Annotated in this window: 19 protein-coding genes; 12 read left to right on the top strand and 7 right to left on the bottom strand. The window is 67.9% G+C overall.

The window, feature by feature from the left end; translation table 11 throughout:
* The first annotated feature begins 16 nt into the window (after positions 1 to 16).
* The 10 genes from DFW101_RS16680 to DFW101_RS16725 all read left to right on the top strand — a co-directional run bounded on the left by DFW101_RS16680 (position 17) and on the right by DFW101_RS16725 (position 13,909).
* Complete coding sequence (locus tag DFW101_RS16680; protein WP_009182686.1) at positions 17 to 1,054, top strand: DUF6599 family protein; 1,038 nt, start codon at positions 17 to 19, stop codon at positions 1,052 to 1,054.
* A complete protein-coding gene (locus tag DFW101_RS16685) occupies positions 1,054 to 2,106 on the top strand; it encodes a DUF362 domain-containing protein (RefSeq protein ID WP_009182687.1) in 1,053 nt (350 codons plus the stop codon). The genes DFW101_RS16680 and DFW101_RS16685 overlap by 1 nt, the downstream gene beginning before the upstream one ends.
* Before the next feature lie 8 nt (positions 2,107 to 2,114).
* Positions 2,115 to 3,845, top strand: coding sequence for a 4Fe-4S binding protein (locus DFW101_RS16690; protein ID WP_009182688.1), 1,731 nt, complete (start codon positions 2,115 to 2,117; stop codon positions 3,843 to 3,845).
* A 228-nt stretch (positions 3,846 to 4,073) separates the two neighbouring features.
* On the top strand, positions 4,074 to 5,297 hold the full coding sequence (locus tag DFW101_RS16695; RefSeq protein WP_009182689.1) for an aldo/keto reductase: 1,224 nt from the start codon (positions 4,074 to 4,076) through the stop codon (positions 5,295 to 5,297).
* A gap of 213 nt (positions 5,298 to 5,510) precedes the next feature.
* Positions 5,511 to 6,965, top strand: coding sequence for a sensor histidine kinase (locus tag DFW101_RS16700; RefSeq protein ID WP_009182690.1), 1,455 nt, complete (start codon positions 5,511 to 5,513; stop codon positions 6,963 to 6,965).
* A complete protein-coding gene (locus DFW101_RS16705; RefSeq protein ID WP_009182691.1) occupies positions 6,962 to 8,311 on the top strand; it encodes a sigma-54-dependent transcriptional regulator in 1,350 nt (449 codons plus the stop codon). The genes DFW101_RS16700 and DFW101_RS16705 overlap by 4 nt, the downstream gene beginning before the upstream one ends.
* Before the next feature lie 76 nt (positions 8,312 to 8,387).
* Positions 8,388 to 9,386: a cation diffusion facilitator family transporter gene (locus tag DFW101_RS16710; RefSeq protein WP_009182692.1), complete on the top strand. Its 999-nt coding sequence runs from the start codon at positions 8,388 to 8,390 to the stop codon at positions 9,384 to 9,386.
* Positions 9,387 to 9,432: 46 nt separating this feature from the next.
* Positions 9,433 to 10,200 (top strand): LytR/AlgR family response regulator transcription factor, encoded by a 768-nt coding sequence (locus DFW101_RS16715; protein WP_009182693.1) that lies wholly within the window; start codon positions 9,433 to 9,435, stop codon positions 10,198 to 10,200.
* 10 nt (positions 10,201 to 10,210) lie between these two features.
* Positions 10,211 to 11,962 carry a LytS/YhcK type 5TM receptor domain-containing protein gene (locus DFW101_RS16720; protein WP_009182694.1) on the top strand — a complete coding sequence of 584 codons (1,752 nt, stop codon included), beginning with the start codon at positions 10,211 to 10,213 and terminating at the stop codon, positions 11,960 to 11,962.
* 135 nt (positions 11,963 to 12,097) lie between these two features.
* Positions 12,098 to 13,909: a carbon starvation CstA family protein gene (locus DFW101_RS16725; protein WP_009182695.1), complete on the top strand. Its 1,812-nt coding sequence runs from the start codon at positions 12,098 to 12,100 to the stop codon at positions 13,907 to 13,909.
* A gap of 368 nt (positions 13,910 to 14,277) precedes the next feature.
* On the opposite strand, the gene DFW101_RS16730 is transcribed toward DFW101_RS16725, so the two are convergent.
* The gene (locus DFW101_RS16730; RefSeq protein ID WP_009182696.1) at positions 14,278 to 14,745 is read right to left on the bottom strand and encodes a response regulator; all 468 of its coding nucleotides are present in this window, start codon (positions 14,743 to 14,745) and stop codon (positions 14,278 to 14,280) included.
* A 592-nt stretch (positions 14,746 to 15,337) separates the two neighbouring features.
* On the opposite strand from DFW101_RS16730, the gene DFW101_RS16735 reads away from it, so the two are divergent.
* On the top strand, positions 15,338 to 15,613 hold the full coding sequence (locus tag DFW101_RS16735) for a TM1266 family iron-only hydrogenase system putative regulator (RefSeq protein ID WP_009182697.1): 276 nt from the start codon (positions 15,338 to 15,340) through the stop codon (positions 15,611 to 15,613).
* Complete coding sequence (hydG, locus tag DFW101_RS16740) at positions 15,606 to 17,042, top strand: [FeFe] hydrogenase H-cluster radical SAM maturase HydG (protein ID WP_009182698.1); 1,437 nt, start codon at positions 15,606 to 15,608, stop codon at positions 17,040 to 17,042. The genes DFW101_RS16735 and hydG overlap by 8 nt, the downstream gene beginning before the upstream one ends.
* A gap of 282 nt (positions 17,043 to 17,324) precedes the next feature.
* Here hydG and DFW101_RS16745 read toward each other — a convergent pair whose 3' ends face one another.
* The 6 genes from DFW101_RS16745 to DFW101_RS16770 form a co-directional block, all read right to left on the bottom strand.
* On the bottom strand, positions 17,325 to 17,924 hold the full coding sequence (locus DFW101_RS16745; RefSeq protein WP_009182699.1) for a PqiC family protein: 600 nt from the start codon (positions 17,922 to 17,924) through the stop codon (positions 17,325 to 17,327).
* Entirely contained in the window at positions 17,921 to 18,931 is a 1,011-nt protein-coding gene (locus tag DFW101_RS16750; protein ID WP_009182700.1) for an MlaD family protein, read from the bottom strand. Before DFW101_RS16750 ends, DFW101_RS16745 begins: the two co-directional genes overlap by 4 nt.
* Before the next feature lie 35 nt (positions 18,932 to 18,966).
* Positions 18,967 to 19,743 carry an ABC transporter ATP-binding protein gene (locus DFW101_RS16755; RefSeq protein ID WP_009182701.1) on the bottom strand — a complete coding sequence of 259 codons (777 nt, stop codon included), beginning with the start codon at positions 19,741 to 19,743 and terminating at the stop codon, positions 18,967 to 18,969.
* Between the two features lie 7 nt (positions 19,744 to 19,750).
* Complete coding sequence (locus DFW101_RS16760) at positions 19,751 to 20,908, bottom strand: MlaE family ABC transporter permease (protein ID WP_009182702.1); 1,158 nt, start codon at positions 20,906 to 20,908, stop codon at positions 19,751 to 19,753.
* Between the two features lie 200 nt (positions 20,909 to 21,108).
* On the bottom strand, positions 21,109 to 21,450 hold the full coding sequence (locus tag DFW101_RS16765) for a hypothetical protein (protein WP_009182703.1): 342 nt from the start codon (positions 21,448 to 21,450) through the stop codon (positions 21,109 to 21,111).
* A 210-nt stretch (positions 21,451 to 21,660) separates the two neighbouring features.
* Positions 21,661 to 21,999, bottom strand: coding sequence for a hypothetical protein (locus tag DFW101_RS16770; RefSeq protein WP_009182704.1), 339 nt, complete (start codon positions 21,997 to 21,999; stop codon positions 21,661 to 21,663).
* Positions 22,000 to 22,101: the final 102 nt, after the last annotated feature.

The following is a 22,101-nucleotide window of genomic DNA, read 5'->3' on the forward strand; positions in this document are numbered from 1 at the left end:
CCGGCGGGGAGGCGACATGGGTCCGAAACGGTCCCGGATCGGGCGCGGCGAGCGCACGGCCGCCTGGACGGTGCTGGCGCTTTTGGTGGCGGCGGCGGTCTGGATCGGCCTGGCCCAGTCCCGGCTGAGCCCGGCCGTGGCCGTGGCCCTGGCCCCGCCGCGGCCGGTCGGCACCGTGGCGGGCGCGGCCGGGGGCCGGGTCTTGGCTACGGCCGGCTACCTGGGCGATCTGCCCGGAGCCGTGCCGGCCACGCCCGTCGCAAGCTACGACCCGGACACCCTGTCCGACCGCATCGACGGCAAGGCGGAACTGTATCTGGCCGCCGGCTTCAAGGAGATGTCCACCCGGGCCTACCGGCTTGCCGGCGGGGCCCGGGTCGATGCCTGGATCTACGCCCAGACCAGCCCCTCCGGCGCCTTTGCCGTCCTAAGCGGCCAGCGCCGGGCCGGGGCCCGGCCGAGCCCGCTCTCGCCGGACGCCTATGCCACGGAAAACGCCGTCTACTTCACCAAGGGCAACCTGTACGTGGAGCTAGTGGCCGACCGGGACGACGCCGCCACCGGCCAGGGCCTCGCCGCCCTGGGCGCGGCCCTGGCCGCCGCGCTCCCCGGCGACGGCCCGGCCGTGGCCGGGCACCCCGGCCCGGTGGACGAGAAGACGCTTTTCCCCAAGGACGGCCTGGACCTCCAGAGTATCAGGCTGGCCGCCTCGGACGCCATGGGCCTGGCCGGATTCTCCAACGTCTACACGGCCGAATACGCCCTGCCCCAGGGCGCGGCCACGGCCTTCCTGGCCCGGCGGGCCACCCCGGCCGAGGCGGCCCGGGACGCCAAAACCTTTGCCGGATTCATCGCCCAAAACGGCTACGTCCCCGAAACCGCCCCGGGACTGCCGGACGGCGCAACGCTCCTCGTCGCCGACGGCTCCTACGAGATCGTGTGGGCCAAAGGAACGCTTGTGGCCGGGGTCCACGACGCGGTCAGCCGGGAGGCGGCCCTGGCCCTGGCGACCCGGCTGGCGGCCAGTCTCCCTGATTTCAAGGACGTGAAGTGATGCGCGATTACGATGCCGGGCAGAGTGCCCCGTTTCCGGAAGACCGGGAAACCGGGGAACGCCTCAACCGCCGGGACTTTCTGCGCCGCCTGGCCGGGGCCTCGGCCGTGGCCGTGGCGGCCGGGGGGCTCGGCCTGGCCCTGTACGACGCCAAGGGGCCGGCCGCCGGGGTCGGCGGCAAGGTGCTGAACACGCTCGGGGATTTCTCCGTGCCGGCCCCGGCCGCGGGCAAGCCGCGTCTGGCCGAGGTCCACGGCACGGACCGCCGGGCCATGTTCGCGGCCGGGGTCAAAAGCCTTGGCGGCATGGAGGCCTTCGTCTCCCGGGGCGATGTGGTGCTTTTAAAAGTCAACGCCGCCTTTGCCTCGCCGCCGCTTTTGGGGGCCACCACCCACCCGGACCTGCTCGCGGCCGTGGCCACGGCCTGCCGGGAGGCCGGGGCGGCCAGGATCCTGGTCACGGACAACCCGATCAACAATCCGGACAGCTGTTTCGAGGTCTCGGGTCTCTCGGGCGCGGCCCGGGCCGGCGGCGCGGACATCGTCCTTCCCCGGCCGGCCCTTTTTTCGCCCCTGACCCTGCCCGGGGGAAAGCTCCTGACCGACTGGCCGGTCCTTGCCGGCGCCTTTGCCGGCGTGACCAAGGTCATCGCCCTGGCCCCGGTCAAGGACCACCAGCGGGCCGGCGCCTCCATGAGCCTCAAGAACTTCTACGGCCTGCTCGGCGGCCGGCGAAACATCTTCCACCAGGACATCAACGGCGTCATCGCCGAACTGGGGCGGCTTCTGCGCCCGACCCTGTGTGTCCTCGACGGGACCTCCAGCATGATGACCAACGGCCCGACCGGCGGGTCGCTGTCCGACCTCAAGGCCACGGGCACCATGATCCTGTCCGCCGACCCGGTGGCGGCGGACACGGTCGGGGTGACGCTTCTTTCCCGGGCCCCGGCCGACCTGCCCTATCTGCGGCTGGCCGCGGCGGCCGGGGTCGGCACCACGGACGTGGCCTCGCTTTTTCCCGTCACCGTCCACACCGAACCGGCGGCAGGGTAGGGAGAGCCATGCGCATCGTCACCGCCCGTCGCATCAGCCAGGGCTTTTTCCTGGTTCTGTTCCTCTGGTTCTGCGTGGTGGCCACGGTCGGGGACCGGTTCTGGCAGTTGCGCGGCTGGCCCGTGAACTGGCTCCTCTGGCTCGATCCCCTGACCGCCCTGGCCACCACCCTGGCCACGCGCACGCTTTTCGCGCCGCTTCTCTGGGCCGTGGCCGTCTTTGCCCTGACCTTTTTCGTGGGCCGGTTTTTCTGCGGCTTCGCCTGTCCGCTCGGCACGCTCCAGCACCTGGCCGGGTACCTGAGCCGCCGCCATACCGGCCGGGCGGCCCGGATCGAGGCCAACCGGCCGAGCCGCTGGCAGGCCCTCAAGTACTATGGGCTGGTCTTTTTCCTGACCGCGGCGGCCCTTGGCAGCGTCCAGACCGGGCTCCTCGATCCGCTGCCCCTGGTCTACCGGAGCGTCAGTCTGGCCCTCCTGCCACTGGTCGATCCCGGCCGGGGCGTGATCCACCACGACGCCCGGTTCTACGACGGGGCCTGGGTCTTCGGCGCGGTCTTCGTGGCGATCCTGGCTCTCAATTTCCTGCGGCCGCGTTTTTTCTGCCGGTTCCTCTGTCCGCTGGGGGCGCTTTTCGGCCTTGCCACCCGGCTGGCCCCCTGGCGGATCGGCAAGCGGTCCGAGAAATCCTGCGGCAACTGCCACCTGTGCGAGGAATACTGCGAGGGCGGCTGCCGGCCCTCCGGCGAGATCCTCCAAAGCGAGTGCGTTCTTTGCTGCAACTGCCTGGACGCCTGCCCGACCGGCCGCATCGGCTTTGCCGGCCGCCCGTCCGTGGCCGGAGAGCGGGCCTTGCCCGACGTGTCCCGGCGCGGGGCCGTGGCTGTCCTGGCCGTCGGGGCTCTCACCGTGCCCTTGTGGCGGGTCGGCGGGGCCATGGGGGCCGGACGCGATCCGTCGCTTCTGCGGCCGCCGGGGGCGCTCGACGAGGAGCGGTTTCTCGCCCGCTGCATCCGCTGCGGCCAGTGCATGCGGGTCTGTCCGTCGAACATCATCCAGCCGGCCGTGACCGTGGCCGGGGCGGCCGGGATATGGACGCCGACCCTCAATTACCGCCTGGGCCGGGCCGGCTGCCTGCAAAACTGCATTGCCTGCGGCCAGGTCTGTCCGACCGCCGCCATCCGGCCGCTTGGCATCGACGAGAAGCTTGGCATAGGCGACTTCGCGGCAACCGGCCCCATTCGCCTGGGCACGGCCTTCGTGGACCGCACCCGGTGCCTGCCCTGGGCCATGGGCCGGCCGTGCATCGTCTGCCAGGAGGTCTGCCCGGTCAGCCCCAAGGCCATTTACACCCAAGAGGTCTTCGAGCCGGTCCGGGGCGGCCGGCTGGCCCTTGCCGACGCCAGGGGGGCGGTGCTGTCCCTGGCCGCCCCTTTCGCGGCCGACCGGAACCTCGGCAGCGGCGACTATTACCTGCGCCCCTCCGGCATTCCCGGGGCCAGGCCCCTTCGCATCGCGGGACTTACGGCCACGGAGCTGACCCTGGAGCGGCCCCTGCCCGACCTCGGCCAGGGCCGGGAGGCGGACATCCTGGTCCGGTTGCAGCAGCCCCACGTGGACCCGGGCAAGTGCATCGGCTGCGGCATGTGCGAACACGAGTGCCCGGTGTCGGGCTTGCGAGCCATACGCGTCACGAGCGAAAACGAATCCCGTTCCGGTCCGGGCCGGATGCTGGCCTGAGGTGAGGCCGGGGAGGAACGGGAACGAGTCGGGGGAAAGCCTCCGGCGGCCAAAGGGCTGGCGCCCTTTGGAATCCCCGGAGGGGGCCACTTGGCTGCCGTGCCACGGAGAAGCGCGGCGAGGACAAGAAAAGGGTTTCCAAAGGGCCAAGCCCTTTGGTCGCCGACGGCATAAAAAACCTGCTGTCAAACGCACATCACACCGGACGGCAGTCCAAGGAGAACGGTTATGGCGGAAGAAAAACGCACAGGCCTTTCCCGGCGTACTCTCATGAAGACCCTGGGCCTGGGCGGCCTGGCCGTGGCCGGGCTCGGCCTGCCGGCCCCGATCCGGGCCGCCGCCGGCGAGCCGGCCAAGGACGCGCCGGGCGTCATGCCCCGGCGCACCCTCGGCAAGACCGGGCTTGAGGTCTCGATCCTGAACCTCGGCGGCATGTTCGACACCATAAACAACCAGCTCCTGCTCAAGCAGGCCCTCGCCTGGGGCATCAACTTCTGGGACACGGCCGAAGCCTACGGCAACGGCCTGTCCGAAGAGGGCTACGGCCGCTTTTTCGCCAGAAACCCCGAGGCCCGCAAACAGATCGTGGTCACCACCAAGGTCGTGCCCAAGGAGGGCAGGTTCGACGAGCGCCTGGACGCGGCCCTGTCGCGCCTCAAGACCGACTACGTGGACCTCTTCTACCTGCACGGCATCTCAAGCATAAGCGAAATGGACGGCCACGCCCGGGACTGGGCCGAAGCCAAGAAAAAAGCCGGCAAGATCAAGTGCATCGGCTTCAGCACCCACAACAACATGGAGGACTGCCTGCTTGGCGCGGCCAAGCTCGACTGGATCGACGCCGCCATGGTGTCCTACAACTTCCGGCTCATGCACGAGCCGAAAATGCAGGAGGCCCTGGCCGCCTGCGTCAAGGCCGGCATCGGGCTGGTGGCCATGAAGACGCAAGGCGGCGGCCCGGTCAAATCCGGCAGCCAGGCCGAGCTCGACATGGCCGGCCGGTTCCTGGAAAAGGGGTTCACCGACAAGCAGGCCAAGCTCAAGGCCGTCTGGGCCAATCCGGACATCGCCTCGGTCTGTTCCCAGATGCCGAACCTGACCATCCTGGCCGCCAACGTGGCCGCGGCCCGGGACGTGACGGCCCTGGCCCGGGAGGACTTCGAGACCTTGACCCGCTTTGCCGAGGCCACCAAGAGCGACTACTGCGCCGGCTGCGCCTCGGTCTGCGGCCCGGCCATGGGCGGGGTGCTGCCCGTGGCCGACGTCATGCGGGCCATGATGTACTACAAGGACTACGGCGAAACCCAGCTTGCCCGGGAGCTCTACGCCAGCCTGCCGGCCGCCCTGCGCGAGGCTCCGGGTTCGCTCGACTTCTCCCGGGCCGAGGCCGCCTGCCCCCGGGGGCTCGCCATCGCCGCCATCGCGGCCGAGGCCGCGACACTTCTCGCCTAGGCGGGCGGCAACGGTTCGTGTTTCCGACGCCCTGTTCCGGCCGGCGGCCAAAACCGGCCGGAACAGGACAAGACCGTATCCGGTCCACAGGATCAGGGAAGGAGAGCCGCGCCTGCGTGGGGCGGCTCTTTGTGCGCCCCTTGTTCCCGTGACCGGCCCGGTGTAAAGAAGACTCCCGGCCCTGCCGCCCAATCCGCCCAGCCGGGAGTCTCCATGGCCCACTTCGCCTCCGCTTCCTTGAGCCTTCGCCAGAAGATTGTCGCCATTTTGGTTCTCTATGTCCTTGGCATCGGAGCCATGGCCCTCATCTCCTACGAGGACCTGCGGACCATGGAGGACAAGCTCGAATTCATGCGCCTCGGGCACGTCATCGCCAACACCATCCTGGAAGTGCGGCGCTACGAGAAGAACTACCTCCTCTACGGCCTGCCCGAGGATCTGGAAGAGGACCGGCGCTACCTTGAAACGTCTTTTCAGACCCTGGCCGTGCTGACGGCCGAAGTCCGCGACCTCAAGGTCTCGCCCCAGCTCGACGCCCTGGACGGGCTCTTGCGCGACTACCAGAAGGCCCTGGACGACCTGGCTGCGGCCGGGGGCGGCCAGGACGCCCGGGACGGCGAGGCGGCCCTGCGGCTGCGGGAGATCGGCAAGGGGCTGGCCGACGCCGCCGACGGGGTGGTCGATTTCGAGCGCAACCGCATTCGCGACCTGCTGCGGTTGCTCGGCATCCAGCTTTTGGGGGCCGTGGCCGTGGCCGCGGCCCTCGGCGTCGCCCTGCCGCTTTTGATGTTTCGAAAGATCTTCAAGCCGCTCGGCGTCATTCGGGCCGCCACCCTGGACATCGCCCGGGGCCGGTTCAAGGAGATCCCGGTCGCCAACACCAGCGACGAGATCGAGCAGGTCATGGCGGCCATAAACAGGATGGTGGCCGAGATCGAACGCCGGCAGGACCAGCTGGTGCAGTCCAAAAAACTCTCCTCCATCGGCACCCTGACCGCCGGCGTGGCCCACCAGCTCAACAATCCGCTTAACAACATCTCGACCTCCAGCCAGATCGCCCTGGAGGAGCTGGAGACCGCCGATCCGGCCTTCTTGAAAAAGCTCCTTGGCAACATCCACCAGGAAACCCTGCGGGCCCGGGACATCGTCCAGGGGCTCCTGGAATTTTCCCGGGTCCGGGAATTCTCCCTGCGCCTCGTCTCCCTGGCCGAGCTGGCCCGGCGCACCGTGCGGCTGGTGTCGAGCCAGGCCTCCTCGGGCGTGCGCCTGGCTCTCGACGTGCCGGAAGACCTGTCCGTGCCGGCCGACGCCTCGAGGCTCCAGGAAGCGCTTTTGAACCTGCTCATAAACGCCATCCAGGCCGTCGGCGGCCAGGGCGAGGTGCGGCTTGCCGCCCGGCGCGATCCGGACGCCGACGAGGCCGTCATCACCGTGTCCGACACCGGCCCCGGCATCCCGGCCGACATCCGGGGCCGCATCTTCGATCCCTTCTACACCACCAAGGAAGAGGGCAAGGGCACGGGGCTCGGGCTTTCCATCGTCTACGGCATCGTGGAAAAGCACGCCGGCTCCGTCACCGTGGAGAGCGAACCCGGCCAGGGGGCCGCGTTTCACATCCGCCTGCCCCTGACCGAGCGGACCGGGCCCAAGATGGACGCCACCCCATGAGCCGGGCCCGCATCCTGGTCGTGGACGACGAGGCCATTGCCCGGGAAAATCTCGTCCACGTCCTGACCCGGGCCGGCCACCGGGCGAGCGCCGCGGCCGACGGCCGCGAGGCCCTGGCCGCCCTGGCCGAGGAGCCCTTCGATCTGGTCTTGACCGACCTGCGCATGCCCGGCATGGACGGCCTGGAGCTCTTGGCCGGGCTCAAGCGCCGGTTCCCGGAGGTGGAGGTCATCGTGGTCACGGGCCATGCCGCCGTGGACACGGCTGTGGCGGCCATGGGCCTTGGGGCCTTCACCTACGTGGCCAAGCCGGTGCATGTGGAGGAGGTCCTGGCCCAGACGGCCAAGGCGCTCGAGAAAAACGCCATGCGCCGGGAGCTGGCCAGCCTGCGCCGCCGGGCCGATCCGGCCTCGGGCCTGTCGCGCCTGATCGGCCAGAGCGCCACCATGGAGGCCCTTCGCGAATCCATCGTCCAGGTGGCCCGGCTCGAGTGCAACGTGCTCGTCACCGGCGAGACCGGCACAGGCAAGGAGCTGGTGGCCCGGACCATTCACGACCTCTCCGCCCGGGCCAGGGGCCGGTTCATGGCCGTCAACTGCGGCGCGTTTTCCGAGGAGCTCATCAGCAACGAACTCTTTGGCCACGAGCGCGAGGCCTTCACCGGGGCCGGGGCCAGGCGCAAGGGCCTGATCGAGGCCGCGGCCGGGGGCACGCTTTTCCTGGACGAGATCGGCGAATTGCCGCTGTCCATGCAGGTCAAGCTCCTGCGCGTCCTCCAGGAGCGGACGTTTTTGCGGGTCGGCGGCACCGAGGAGGCCCCCATGGACGCCCGGGTCCTGTCGGCCACCAACAAGGACCTGAAAAAAGAGGCCGAGGCCGGGGCCTTTCGCCAGGACCTCTTCTACCGCCTGGACGTCATCACCCTGCACGTCCCCCCCCTGTCCGAGCGCCGGGAGGACATCCCGCTCCTGGCCCGCCACTTCCTGGCCCGCCACGCCTCCGAGGCCGGCCGCAACGTCCGGCTTTCGCCCGAGGTCCTCGACAGCCTCCTTCTCTACGAATACCCGGGCAACGTCCGGGAACTCGAAAACATCGTGCAAAAGGCCCTGGCCGTGTGCGACGGGGACGTGATCGAGTCCCGGCATCTGCTGGCCGACCTGCGCGACCAGCGTGTGCGCCCGACGCGCGGCACCCGCAAGAGCTGGCCCACCCTGGAGGAGCACGAAAAGGCCTACATCCGCGACGTGCTCGAAGAGGTCGAGGGCAACAAGTCCAAGGCCGCCCGGGTCCTTGGCATCGACCGGGTGTCGTTGTGGCGAAAGCTCAAGCGCTACAGCCTGGAGTGAGCGGGAAACGGCAACGGGCCGGCGTTTTCTTTCTTTCCCATTGACACCGACCGCCCCGACGGGCGACAGGCGCGCCATGCAGACAGACTCCACACGGAAAAAAGCCTCGCCCGAAGTCCGGGCGGCCCGGTTGTCCCTGGCCGTGGCCGTGGTGCTACTTGGCGTCAAGGGACTGGCCTGGTTTCTCACCGGTTCGGCGGCCATCCTGTCCGACGCGCTCGAGTCCATCATCAACGTGGTGGCGGCCGGATTCGCGGTCGTAAGCGTGTCCGTGGCCGAGACGCCGCCGGACGAGCGCCATCCCTACGGCCACGGCAACATCGAGTATTACGCGGCCTGGCTGGAAGGGACGCTGATCCTGCTCGCCTCCATCGGCATCTTCTGGGAGTCCTGGGACAAGATCTTCCATCCCGAGGCCATGCCGCATCTCGGCGCCGGCCTGGCCCTGCTGGTCGGGGCCGGGGCGGCCAACCTGTGGCTGGGGCTGCGGCTTTTGCGCCAGGGCCGGCGGTCCGGCTCGCTGACGCTTGAAGCCGACGGCCGGCACGTGCTGACCGACGTCTGGACCTCGGCCGGCGTCTTCGTCGGGCTCGGCCTCGTCTGGGCCACGGGCTGGCTGTGGCTCGACGGGCTGGTCGCCTGTCTGGTCGGGGTCAACATCGCCTGGGCCGGGGTGGGGCTGGTGCGCCGGTCGGTGTCCGGGTTCATGATCGAGTCGGACCCGGCCCTTTTGGAGGCCATCTGCGCCGTGCTGCGGGAAAACCGCCATCCGTCCTGGATCGACATCCACCGGCTGCGGGTCATCAAGGCCGGCCGGCAGATCCACGTGGACCTGCACCTCATTTTGCCGCGCGACATGTCCCTGGCCGAGGCCCACGGGCAGGTCGAGGCCATGGAGGCGCTGGTGCGGTCGCGGCTCGGGGCCTCGGCCGACGTCATGATCCATGCCGATCCGTGCAGCAATGTCCGGTGCCCGGTCTGCGATGCCGACCCCTGCGACCTGCGCCGGTCGGACACGGTGGCCACGCCGGTCTGGTCGCCGGCCACCACCGGCGACCCCACGCAAAAAGACTAAGCGGCCGGCGCTTTACAGGCCGGGACGGGCGGGCTAGGACTCGGCCATGGTCCTTCGCGCCCTGATCGTCGACGACGAGAAGCCGGCTCGCGACGAGCTGGCCTATCTCCTGCGCGCCCATCCCGACATCGAGGCCGGGCAGGCCGACTGCGCCACCCGCGCCCTGGCCGCCATGGAGGCCGAGAAACCGGACCTGGTCCTGCTCGACATCCGCATGCCCGGCGCCGACGGCTTCGCGGTCCTTGGGCAGGCCACGGCCTTGGCCCATGTGCCGCTTTTCATTTTCGTCACCGCCTACGACCAGTACGCCATCGCCGCCTTCGAGCAAAACGCCGTGGATTATCTGCTCAAGCCCGTGTCCCCGGAGCGGCTGGCCGTAAGCCTCGACCGGGCCCGCCGCCGGCTGGCCGAAGGGCGGGGCGGGATTCCCGACGCCCTGGGCACGCTCCTGGCCGGCCTTGGCCGGGGGGGCCAGCCGGCCCGGGTGGCGGTGGAACGCCACGGCCGCATCGCCCTGGTGCCGGCCGGAGAGGTCCTTCTGATCGAGGCCGACGACAGGGGCGTTTCGGCCGTGACCGACCAGGGCCGGCTGCCGTGCCACGGCCTGCCGAGCCTGACCCGGGCCGAGGAGCGTCTGGCCGGGCAGCCGTTTTTCCGGGCCAACCGGGCCGTTCTCGTCAACCTGGAGCGGATCGCCGAGCTTTCGCCCTGGGTCGGCGGCAAGTACCTGCTGGTCATGGACGACCGGGACCGCACCGAGGTCACGGTCAGCCGCAACCGGGTCCGGGAGTTCAAGGACCGGCTCGGGCTGTGAGGAGGGCGTGATGGACCTCGGGCTTTTTATCCCGGCCGTTCCGGAACTCTTCGTCAACCTGTCCCAGCGGTTCGGGCTGCTTTTGGCCGGCGGCTTCGCCATCATGACGCTGGCCCCCTTCGAGCGCATGGACATGGGCCGGCAGCGGCCGGTCTGGACCACCGTGGCCGTGACCATCCTTTTCGGCCTCTTCGGCATCCTCGGCACCTACACCGGCAACTACGTCTTCCATTCCTACGCCAACCTGCGGGCCATCGGCGTCATTACGGCCGGGCTTTTCGGCGGGCCGGCGGTCGGCATCGGGGCCGGGCTCATCGCCGGCGGCCACCGCTACCTGATCGACGTGGGGGGATTTAGCGCCGTGCCCTGCGCCCTGGCCACCTTTCTGGAAGGCACGGCGGCGGGGCTGGTCGCCCGGCGGTTTCCGGGCCAGTCCCTGGACTGGGGCGTGGCCATGGCCCTCGGCATGGCCGGCGAGACCGTGCACATGGGCCTGGTCCTGGCCCTGTCCCGGCCTTTTGACGAGGCCGTGGACCTGGTCGGGCTCATCGGCGCGCCCATGATCGTCATCAACGCCATGGGCGCGGCCATCTTCGTCAAGGCCCTGCGCCTGCAGCGGACGCTGCGCGACCAGCGCGACTCGTCCGAAGCCCGGCGCATCCTGTCCATCGCCAGCCAGACCGTGCCCCACCTGCGGGCCGGGCTGACCGCCCTGTCGGCCCGGGCCACGGCCGGCATCATCCTGGCCGAGACCGGGGTGGCGGCCGTGGCCGTGACCGACGCCACCACCATCCTGGCCCATGTCGGGGCCGGGGAGGACCATCACCAGGCCGGCCAGCCCTGGCGGACCCGGGGTACCCGTCTGGCCTTCGAGAGCGGGACGGCCCTTTTCCTGCGCGACCCGGGCAGCATCGGCTGCTCCAAGCCCGACTGCGCCCTTCGCGAGGCCATCATCGTGCCGCTGCGCAAGGGCGCGGCCATCCGGGGCTGCCTCAAGATCTACGGCACCAAGGACCGGCCGCTGACCCAGCCGCTGTTCGAACTGGCCAAGGGGCTGGCCGACCTTTTCTCCACCCAGCTCGAACTGGAGGACATCGGCATCACCAACCAGCTCCTGGCCCATGCCGAGATCCGGCGGCTCCAGGCCCAGATCAACCCCCATTTCCTGTTCAATTCGTTAAACACCATCGCCTCCTTCTGCCGCACCGCCCCGGCCCAGGCCCGGGAGCTGCTGCTCGATCTGGCCCGCTACATGCGCCGAAACCTCGACAGTTCCCGGGGCCTCGTGCGCTTGTCCGAGGAGATGGAGCAGGTCCGCTCGTACCTCTCCATCGAGCAGGCCCGGTTCGGCGAACGGATCCGAAGCGAGATCGACCTGGAGGACGGCTGCGGCGACTGGCTCGTGCCGCCGCTTCTTATCCAGCCCCTGGTGGAAAACAGCGTCCGTCACGGTCTTCAGGGCCGGGAGGAGGGGGGCCGGGTCCGGGTGGCGGCGAGGCGGGAAAACGGGCATCTGCGCGTGGAGGTGGAGGACGACGGCCTCGGCATGGCTCCGGAGGTCGTCGGCGTCATCCTGTCGCCGGCCACGGTCGAGTCCATGAGCGAGGGCATCGGGGCCCGCAATTCCAACCAGCGGCTGGTCCAGCTCTTCGGCCCGCAGTACGGCCTTTGCATCGACTCCGCGCCCGGCCGGGGCAGCCGGATTTCCTTCCTGGTGCCGCCCGCCTCGGGCTCCCGGCCGGCCGTGTCCGTCAGCCCCTGAAAAAGGCCTTTTGGCCCCCAAAACATCCCTTTGACGCCAGCCCCATTGTGGCCCGCCCGTTCCCGTGGCAGGCCGGAATCGCAATCGGCAACCGGCCGGGCGGATCTTCCCCCCGGCCAAACACGGGAGGCTGGCATGAACGCCCTGACCCTGGTCTTTGCCGCCCTATGCATCTTCGCCATCGGGTACCGTTTCTACGGGCTGTTCTTCGCCCAAAAGGTGCTTGGCGTGAACGACGCCCGCCTGACCCCGGCGGTGAAGATGGCGGACGGGCACGACTACGTCAAAACCAACAAATACGTGCTTTTCGGCCACCACTTCGCGGCCATCGCCGCGGCCGGACCGCTCCTTGGGCCGGTCTTGTCCGCCCAGTTCGGCTACCTGCCCGGGACGCTTTGGATCCTCATCGGCTGCGTGCTGGCCGGCTGCGTCCACGACACGGTGGTGCTCTTCGCCTCGGTGCGCCACAAGGGCCGGTCGCTGGCCTACATCGCCACCCGGGAGGTCGGCAAGACCACCGGCGCCGTGGCCTCGGTGGCCGTGCTCTTCATCCTCATCCTGACGCTCGCGGGACTTTCCATCGCCGTGGTCAACGCCATGCACGACAGCGCCTGGGGCACGTTCACGGTTTTCGCCACCATCCCCATCGCGCTTGTTATGGGCGTCTACCTCCACAAGTGGCGCGACGGCGACGTGCTCGGGGCCTCGATCATCGGCGTGGCGCTCCTGGCCGCGGCCATCCTGGTCGGCCCCTACATCGCCAAGAGCCCGACCTTCGCCCCGCTTTTCAACATGTCGCGCCCGACCATCGCGCTGACCATCCCCGTGTACGGGTTTTTGGCCTCGGTCCTGCCGGTCTGGCTGCTTTTGTGTCCGCGCGACTACCTGTCGACCTATCTCAAGATCGGCACCATCGCCATGCTGACCATCGGCATCTTCTGGGTCCATCCCGACCTGCAAATGCCGGCCCTGACCCAGTTCGTCCACGGCGGCGGCCCCATCATCGGCGGCGCGGTCTTCCCGTTCCTTTTCATCACCATCGCCTGCGGCGCCCTGTCCGGGTTCCACGCCATCATCGGCACCGGCACCACGCCGAAGATGCTCGACAGCGAGCACAACCTGCTCTTCGTCGGCTTCGGGGCCATGCTGGTCGAAGGCTTCGTGGCCATGATGGCGCTGATTGCCGCCTGCGTCCTGGTCCCGGCCGACTACTTCGCCATCAACGCCGCCCCGGCCGTCTTCGCCAAGCTCGGCATGCAGACCGTGGACTTAAACGCCCTGGCCGCCGCCGTCGGCGAGAACATCCAGGGCCGGCCCGGCGGCGCGGTGTCGCTGGCCGTCGGCATGGCCCACATCTTCTCGTCGATCCCGTTCATGAGCCACCTCATGGACTACTGGTACCATTTCGCCATCATGTTCGAGGCCGTCTTCATCCTGACGGCCGTGGACACCGGCACCCGCGTCGGCCGGTTCTTCCTCCAGGAGATGATCGGACAGGTCATCCCCAAGTTCCAGGAAAAGCACTGGATGCCGGGCATCCTCTCCACCTCGGCCATCTTCACCTTCGCCTGGGGCTACCTGGTCTACACCGGCGACATCTCGACCATCTGGCCGCTTTTCGGCATGTCCAACCAGCTTTTGGCCGCCGTCGGCCTTTTGATCGGCACCACCATGATCATCCGCATGGGCCGGGCCCGCTACGCCTGGATGACGGCCGTGCCGGGTCTGGCCATGGTCGGCATCACGGTCTGGGCCGGGTACCTGCAGATCATGGACAACTACCTGCCCAAGGGGCTCTACCTGCTGGCCTCGCTGGCCGTGATCGTCCTCGTGCTCATGGCCTTCGTCATCGTCGGCACGGTCCTTCGCTGGCGGGAACTCCTGGCCGTGGACAAGACCGTCACCGACGCCTACGGCGAAAAGGTGCTGGAAGCGGTCCCGGAATAGCGGGACGGAAGAGAAGAAATCGGGGCGCTGCCCCGAACCCCGCCGGGGGAGCATGGAACCATGTCCCCCCCGGACCCCCTCGGCCGGAGCCGGGAGCGTGGTGCGGGGAAGAAGCGATTGCGAGTATCCGGCCGGGACGGCGCCACCGTCCCGGCCGTTTTTGCGTTCGGGGGAGCCGCACGGCGGTTGGGCGGCCTGTTGCGTTCAAGCGGGCAGAGAGAGGGGCTGCCGCCGGAGCGGGCGGGGCGGCCAAATGCGGGCAAAGGAGGGGAAACTCGGTCGAGGGCGGGAGGCGGTCGGAGGCCACGGTGCGGCCAAAGGCGGACAACTGCGGAGAGGCTGGGGCCGTCATGGACAGCCGTCGCCGGTCAGCCGCGGCCGGGTCCGGCCGGCGGGCGGGCGGCTAGGAGGTCGGCCAGGATCCGCACGAGCGTGGCCTTGTTGATGGGCTTGGCCAGGAAGCCGTCGCACCCGGCCCGGCGGCCGCGTGCCTCGTACTCCCGGAAGGTGTGGGCCGAGAGCATGAGCACGGGCGTCGGGGCCGCGCCGGTCGCCGCTTCCAGGCGGCGGATGGCTTCGGTGGCCGCGTAGCCGTCCATCTCGGGCATCTCCATGTCCATGAGGACCAGATCGAAGGGACCGGCCGCGAAAAGGGCCACCGCCTCCCGGCCCGTACCGGCCATGGCGATGTCGTAGGGTTCGTTTTTCAAGAAGAGCCCGATCAGGGCGCGGTTGGATTCGGAGTCCTCGGCCAGGAGCAAACGGCGTCGCCGGGAAGGCGGCGGCGCGGCGGCGGTCGGAGGATCGCCGTCCATCAGTGCGGAAGGACGGTTCATGGGCGGAGCCCAGCGGCAGGCAATAAAAAGGTGTGACTCATGGTGTGTGCGTGAACAAGATGCAGCTTCGCGACACGCGTCGTCCAGGCACGCTACGGCATTCCGCCCCCAGCCGCAACAAGGCGCCCGGCTGTCGCGGCCAGTCCGCCGGACCGCATCCCTTGTGCCCGGAGTCCGGCAACAGGCCGGGTGGCCCGACAGCCCGCCGCCTTTGGCCCGGGCCGGAATCCTTGGGCGGCCGGGCGCGCACTGCGTCCCACGCCGGGCCAGCCATGCCGGCGCCGGTATCCCAAGTCGGGCCTTGTCCGCGCCGGAGGCGGACAGCCGGAATGTTTTTATTTAAAAATTAATAAATACAGTATGATAAAAAATTTTTATGCGAAAAACTGGCGGGAGGCCGGAAAAGGGCCTATGGTTTGACCGCTGCCACGGTGGGACCCGTCCTGACGTGAAGGCGAAAACGAATCTCCCGAAGTCTGCTGGCAAGGGGCCGCCCCCGCGCCGAGGATGAGGCCATGTACAACGACACCCGCCATGCCTTCTTGCGCCTTGGACGCGAGGGGGCTTTTTTTATGGCCAAGGAGCGGCATCCATGAACAGGCGCATCGGCGTGATCGGCATCGTGATCGAAGAGCCCAGGCTCGTTTCCGAGAAGGTCAATGCCATCATCAGCCAGCACGGGGACATCGTGCTCGGCCGCATGGGCATCCCCCGGCCGGAATACCAGGTCGGCGTGGTGTCGCTCATTATCGAGGGCACAACCGATGAGATCGGTTCGTTAACCGGAAGGCTTGGGAATATTCCCGGAGTGACGGTCAAATCCGCGCTCACGACCAAGACCTTGCAGAAGGAGCAAGACCATGATTGACGATATCCAGCGAACAACCGACGCGTTCATAGACGATGCCCGCATTGCCGCCGCCCTGGCCACGGCCAAGGCCAAGGCCGGCGACGCCGACACCGTATCCGGCATCATCGCCAAGGCCCTCGAATACAAGGGCCTTACCGCCGAGGAAGTGGCCGTGCTCCTCGAAGTCGAGGATCCCGCGCTCCTCGAAGCCATGTACGCCGCCGCCCGGCGGGTCAAGGAGGCCATCTACGGCAAACGGATCGTCCTTTTCGCGCCGCTTTACCTGTCGAGCTTTTGCGTCAACAACTGCGTCTACTGCGGCTACAAGCGCAGCAACAAGGAGCAGCTTCGCAAACGTCTGACCATGGACGAGATCCGGCACGAAATCGAGATACTGGAATCGCTTGGGCACAAGCGCCTGGCCGTGGAAGCCGGCGAAGATCCCGTCAACTGCCCCATCGAATACGTCACCGACGCCATCCGGGCCATCTACAGCGTCAAGGACGGCAACGGTTCCATCCGTCGGGCCAACGTCAACATCGCCGCCACCACCATCGAAGACTACAAAAAGCTCAAGGACGTGGGCATCGGCACCTACATCCTCTTCCAGGAAACCTACAAGCGCGACATGTACGCCAAGCTCCACCCGTCCGGACCCAAGCACGACTACAACTGGCACACCACCGCCATGGACCGGGCCATGAAAGCCGGCATCGACGACGTGGGCATCGGCGTCCTCTACGGCCTCTACGACTGGAAATACGAGACCGTGGCCATGTTCCTCCATGCCGAACACCTGGAGAAAACCTTCGGCGTCGGCCCCCACACCATCTCCGTGCCGCGCATGCGCCCGGCCGGGGCCGTCAGCCTCGACACCTTCCCCTATCTGGTCCCGGACGAGGCCTTCAAAAAGATCATCGCCACCATCCGGCTGGCCGTGCCCTACACCGGCATGATCCTTTCCACCCGCGAAGACCCGGACTTCCGCGACACGCTCATCGACTGCGGCATCTCCCAGATCAGCGCCGGCTCCTGCACCGGCGTCGGCGGCTACCAGAAGGTCCACGAGGAGCACGAATCGACCAGCAACACCAACAACGGCCAGCAGTTCGAACCGAGCGACCAGCGCTCGCCCAACGAAATCATCCGCATGCTCTGCCAGCGCGGCTACGTCCCGAGCTACTGCACCGCCTGCTACCGCCAGGGCCGCACCGGCGACCGCTTCATGAGCCTGGCCAAGGACGGCACCATCCAGAACGTCTGCCTGCCCAACGCCCTGTTGACCTTCAAGGAATACCTGATCGACTACGCCGACCCGGCCACCAAGGCCGTGGGCGAGAAGCGCATTGCGGAAGCCCTGGAGACCATCCCCAAGGAAGGCATCCGCGACCTGACCATCGAACGGCTCCATGACATCGAATGCGGCAGGAGGGACCTGTTCTTTTAAGGAGAGGGGGCGAGGAGAGAGAAGCGAAGAGGCCTCCAGCGGCCGGGGGGCGTCACGCCCCCCGGACCCCCCGAAAGGGGCATGCGGGGGAGGAGACGGCAACGTCCAAACTCGCCCGGTCCCCCGGGCGACGGGCCACACGTCGCACACCCGGCCACGACCAACCCCGCACCCGCTTCCCCATCCCCCGCCCACCCCGTTCGGGGGTTCCGGGGGGGATGATCCCCCCCGGCGGAGAGGTCCAGGAGGGGCAGAGCCTCTCCTGGCCGCCGGAGGCATTGGCTACTGCGCGCGCAACGACTCGGCGACGTCCTTGGCGAATTTCTCCACGAGCCGGCTCTGGGCGGCGGCCAGGGCGGCGTAGTCGGGGCCGGCGGCGGCTTCGCGGTATTCGGCGGTGCGCCAGGTGAGCGACTTGCCGTCAGCGTCGAGGACGGACCAGCTGGCTTTGAGCCAGGCTTCCTGGCCGAGGCTGCCGTCGAAGCTGGCCACCTGGATGACGACCTGCCGGTCGGGGTGTCCGCCGGCGGGCCAGGGGTAGGTGACAAGCGGCTTGGCGCAGACCAGGGCGGCCAGGTTATCGGTCAGGGCGCGCTGGAAATTCTCGCGCAACGGTTCGATCCACTGCTCGAAGTCGGCCAGATGCATCTGGTTCTGGCCGAGGCGGGTGACGATCTGGGACCGGTCGAGGTAGGCCGGGAAGTCGACCGGTCCGATGCCGAGCGACAGGCAGGGTCCGGCCGGAGCCTCGGCGGTTTTGGGCGGCGGGGCGCTCAAGGAATAGAAATGGGTGGGCGCGGATTTGCCGCACCCGGCCAGGAGCGGCAGGCTGCAGGCCGCCGCGGCGATGCAGGCGGCGAGGAAACGGGGTGCGGTTTTCATCGCTGGGGGCCTCCCTTGCCCTGGATGAGCGCTTCGGGGTGGCGCTCGAGGTAGCTCGAAAGTTCGCGGATGGCCCGGGCGGCGTTGGCGATTTCGCCGAGGGCCCGGTTGAGGTCCGTGACGGTCGGGGAGTTGGAGTTGACGATTTTCTGGAAGTTGCCGATGGCCACCCGGCTGTCCTTGAGGGTGAGGTCAAAGGAGTCCAGGGCGCCCTTGGCCGAGGAGCTGATGCCCTCGGTGCGGCGGTCGAGGTGCTTGGCCAGTTCGGAGTAGTTCTGCACGGCCTCGTCGAGGTTCTGGGCCAGGGGCGCGACCTTGCTCTTGATCTCGTTCAGGAGGTCGGTGCCGGTATTGAGGGCGGAGTCGATCTTGCCGGGCATGCGGGCCAGTTCCGGCGAGTTGACGAGCTTTTCGATGCCGGTGACCGCGCCGATCAGCCGGTCGACCAGTTCCTGGAGCGGCAGCTGCTTGATGGTTTCGGTCAGCTTTTCGAAGGTGGAGGGCACGGTCGGGATTTCCGGCAGATTGGATTCTCCGACCAGGCGCACGGGCGTGTCGGGCATGAGGTCCAGGGAGACGGCGAGCTGGCCGGTGACGAAGCTCTGGGTGACGAGCTGGGCCCGCAGGCCCTTGTCGATGAGCTGGGTCAGCAGGTCGTCCGGGCTTTCCTTGCGGACCTGGACCAGGGTTTCCTTGGATTTCTTCTGCTTGTCCGAGGCCAGCGTGATCTTGCCGTCGAGGATTTCGATCACCACCGGGATGTAGAAGTGCAGGCGCGAGGCGTCGGCCTCGATGCTGATCTCCGTGACCGAGCCGATGGGCACGCCGCGAAAGACAACGGGCGCCCCGACCTCGAGGCCGCTGACGGAGTTGGGGAAAAACATGATGCAGTGGAATTTCTTGGTGAAAAACATGCCCGAGCCGAGGGCCACGATGGCTCCCACGGCCAGGACCAGCGCGCCGAGAACAAAGGCGCCGATCATGGTTTTGTTGGTTTTGGCGCTCATGGAGGGTCCTTTTTTCCGGTGCCGCGCATGTCGGGCTATTCCTTGCCCCGGGTGAGGAAGTGGCGAAGGCCCTGGTCCGTGGAATGGGCGAGCAGTTCGTTGGGGTTTCCGCTCGCGCTCATGGTCCGGGTGTCGACGTTTAAAAAGACGGAGTTGTTGCCGATGGCGAAGATGCTGGCCAGCTCGTGGGTGACGACCACGAAAGTGGCTTTCAGGCTGTCGCGCAGTTCGAGAATCAGTTCGTCGAGCAGGTGGGCGCTTATGGGGTCGAGGCCGGCCGAGGGCTCGTCGAAAAAGAGGATGTCCGGATCAAGGGCCATGGCCCGGGCCAGGCCGGCCCGCTTGGCCATGCCGCCGCTTATTTCCGAGGGATAGAAGTCCTCGAATCCGGCCAGGCCGACCAAGGCGAGCTTGAGCGAAGCCAGTTCGCGGATTTCTTTCGGCTTAAGCGGCGTGTACTGGGACAGCGGCAGGGAGATGTTCTCGGCCAGGGTCATGGAGCTGAACAGGGCCCCGCTCTGGTAGAGGATGCCGGTGCGGCGCAGGATGGCGTGGCGTTTTTCCGGGGTCGCGTCCCAGAGGCTGCCCTCCTGGTAGAGGACCTTGCCGGCTGCCGGCTCCTTGAGGCCGACCAGGACCCGCAGCAGGGTGGACTTGCCGCAACCGCTGCCGCCCATGATGATGAAGATGTCGCCCCTGTTCACCGTGAAATCGAGGTCGCGCATGATGACGAAGTCGCCGTAGGCCATGGTCAGGCCTTCGACGCGGATGGCGGGCGCGTTTTGCTCGGAAGCGGGTGCCTGGACGTCCACGGGGGCCTCACACGCCGATGATGTTGCAGGCCACGGTGATGATGGCCGTGGCGATGATGATGGCCAGGATGCCGGTGACCACGGCCGAGGTGGCGGCCTGGCCCACGGCCAGGGCGCTTCTGCCGCAGCGCATGCCCCGGTAGCAGCCGGCCATGGCCACGAGCACGCCGAAGACCGTGCTGTGGACCAGCCCGATCCAGAAATTGGCCAGCGGGACCGATTGCCAGGTGTGGGTCAGGTACTGGATGGGGTTGATGTGGAGCATGAAGACCCCGACGATGAATCCGCCCAAGATGCCCATGAGGTCGGCGTAGACGCACAAAAGCGGCAGCATGAGCACAAGGGCGATCATGCGCGGCAGGACCAGGAACTGGGTCGGGGAGAAGCCGAAGGTCTTGAGCGCGTCGATCTCCTCGTTGACCTGCATGGTGCCGAGCTCGGCGGCGTAGGCCGCGCCGGTGCGGCCGGCCATGATGATGCCGGTCATGATCGCGCCCATGACCCGGACCATGGCGATGCCGACGATGGTGGAGACGTAGATCTGGGCCCCGAACTGCGACAGCTGGATGGCGCCGACAAAGGCCAGGATGAGCCCGACGAGGAGGCTTATGAGCGAGACGATGGGCAGGGCCTCGACCCCGGCCTGGTAGATGAGGGTGACGAGGTTGGAGCGCTGAAAGACCGCGCGTCCCCGCAGGAGGGCCAGGCAGGCCAGGGTGACCTCGCCCAGGAATTCCAGGAGGTTGACCACGCCCTGGGCGAAACCGAGCCCCAGGTCGCCCATGCTTTCCAAAAACGCGGCATGGCTGGTCTTTCGGGCCGCGCCTTGCCGTTCGGGCACTTTGGCGGCCAGGTCGAGCAGGGAGGCCGCGCCCTCAGGCAGGCCCGAAACCTCCACTTCCACGCCGCGTTCCCGGGCCAGGACCAGGACAGCCCGGCAATCGGCCAGAAACCGGCTGTCCCAGCCGGTCACGGCCGTGGCCGCGAACACGAGCTTTCGCGGCGCGGGCGACGTGGCCAGGGCGTCTTTCACCGGAGCCAGCGGCGGGAACGGCCGGTCCAGACGCCAGACCCCGGACAGGGTCAGGGTCAGGATCCCGTTGGCCAAGGTGATGTCGCGGGCCGGGTTGTCGGCCTTTGGCGTGGTGCCGAAGGAATGTGTCATGAAAAGGCGTGTCGCGGGATCATGTGGTGTCCGATCCCCTCTCCATCGAATGGAATGCGGCGGCTGTCAAGGGACAATGCCGATGCAACCGGCGAGGGCCGAACATTCGGGCAGGCTCGCGACGCAAAGCCGCTTTCCCGGCGGCCGGTCTCCCGGATCGCAGCGCGCCGTCAGGGGCCGGCCCGCTTGGCGCCCGGGACCTATTTCCCGGCCGGATACTGGCGCAGGCACTCCTGCTCGCACAGGTCCGTGCCGCGCGTCAGCATGTAGCCGCAGTTTCGCAGCTGGTAGTTCTGGGCGTACAGGTTGGTGTAGGCTTGGTTGCAGGCGGCGCGGCAGGGCGCGGCCGAGGCGTATTGCTGCTCGATGACGTCCTGGTAGACCCGGCAGATGTCCATGTCCGAATCGCAGGGGTCCGGACCGGGCGGGGTGATGCAGTTGCCGAAAAAGATGGAGGGCGAGGCGGGCTTGATCGGACCGCAGCCGGCCGCCATCAGGCAGAGGACGGCCAGGGCCAGAGCGTGGACGCAAGAGCGGTGCATGGGTTCCTCCGTCTGATGCGAGGCTGTGGGCAGGCTTGCGCGCGACCGGAATGACGTACCATCAAACGGCCGCTCAAGGCTAGAATCTTGACGGCCGCCCGGCGGAGGAAGGAAGGGAAACCGGGAAGGAAGCGGCGGGAGCCGGAATGGATCCTGGCCAAGCCGTTTTCGCGATTCGATTGCCAGAAGGCCTTCCGGCCCCGGACCCGGCTACTGCTTCCGATACTTGCGATAGCATTCCTGTTCGCACAGGGCGGCGCCGTGGGTGATGATGTTGCCGCAATTGCGAAGCGAGGCATAGCGCTGGGGGAGCCTGTAGCCGAGCTTTTTGCAGGCCTTGCGGCACGCGGCCAGGGAGGCCCGAGGTTGGCTGAAGGCGTTCACGAAACGCCGGCAGATCTCTTCCCTGGAGTCGCATTGTTCGACATTCGACCCCGCCGTGCAGTTGCCCATGAACTGGGTGGAACGGTCGAGCCTGGGTTGGGCGTAACCGTTGGATGAAATGCAAAGGACAGCCACGGCCAGAAGGCAGGCAGAAAAGTGATGCATCGAATCCTCCATGTGCGGGGGGTGCGGCGACAACAGATGGCCCAACATCGGTCGTCTACCATGCCGCCCTCGGAAAAATCCAGCGCGACGGAGATTTTCGGG

The organism is Solidesulfovibrio carbinoliphilus subsp. oakridgensis (assembly GCF_000177215.2).
Lineage (GTDB): Bacteria > Desulfobacterota > Desulfovibrionia > Desulfovibrionales > Desulfovibrionaceae > Solidesulfovibrio > Solidesulfovibrio carbinoliphilus.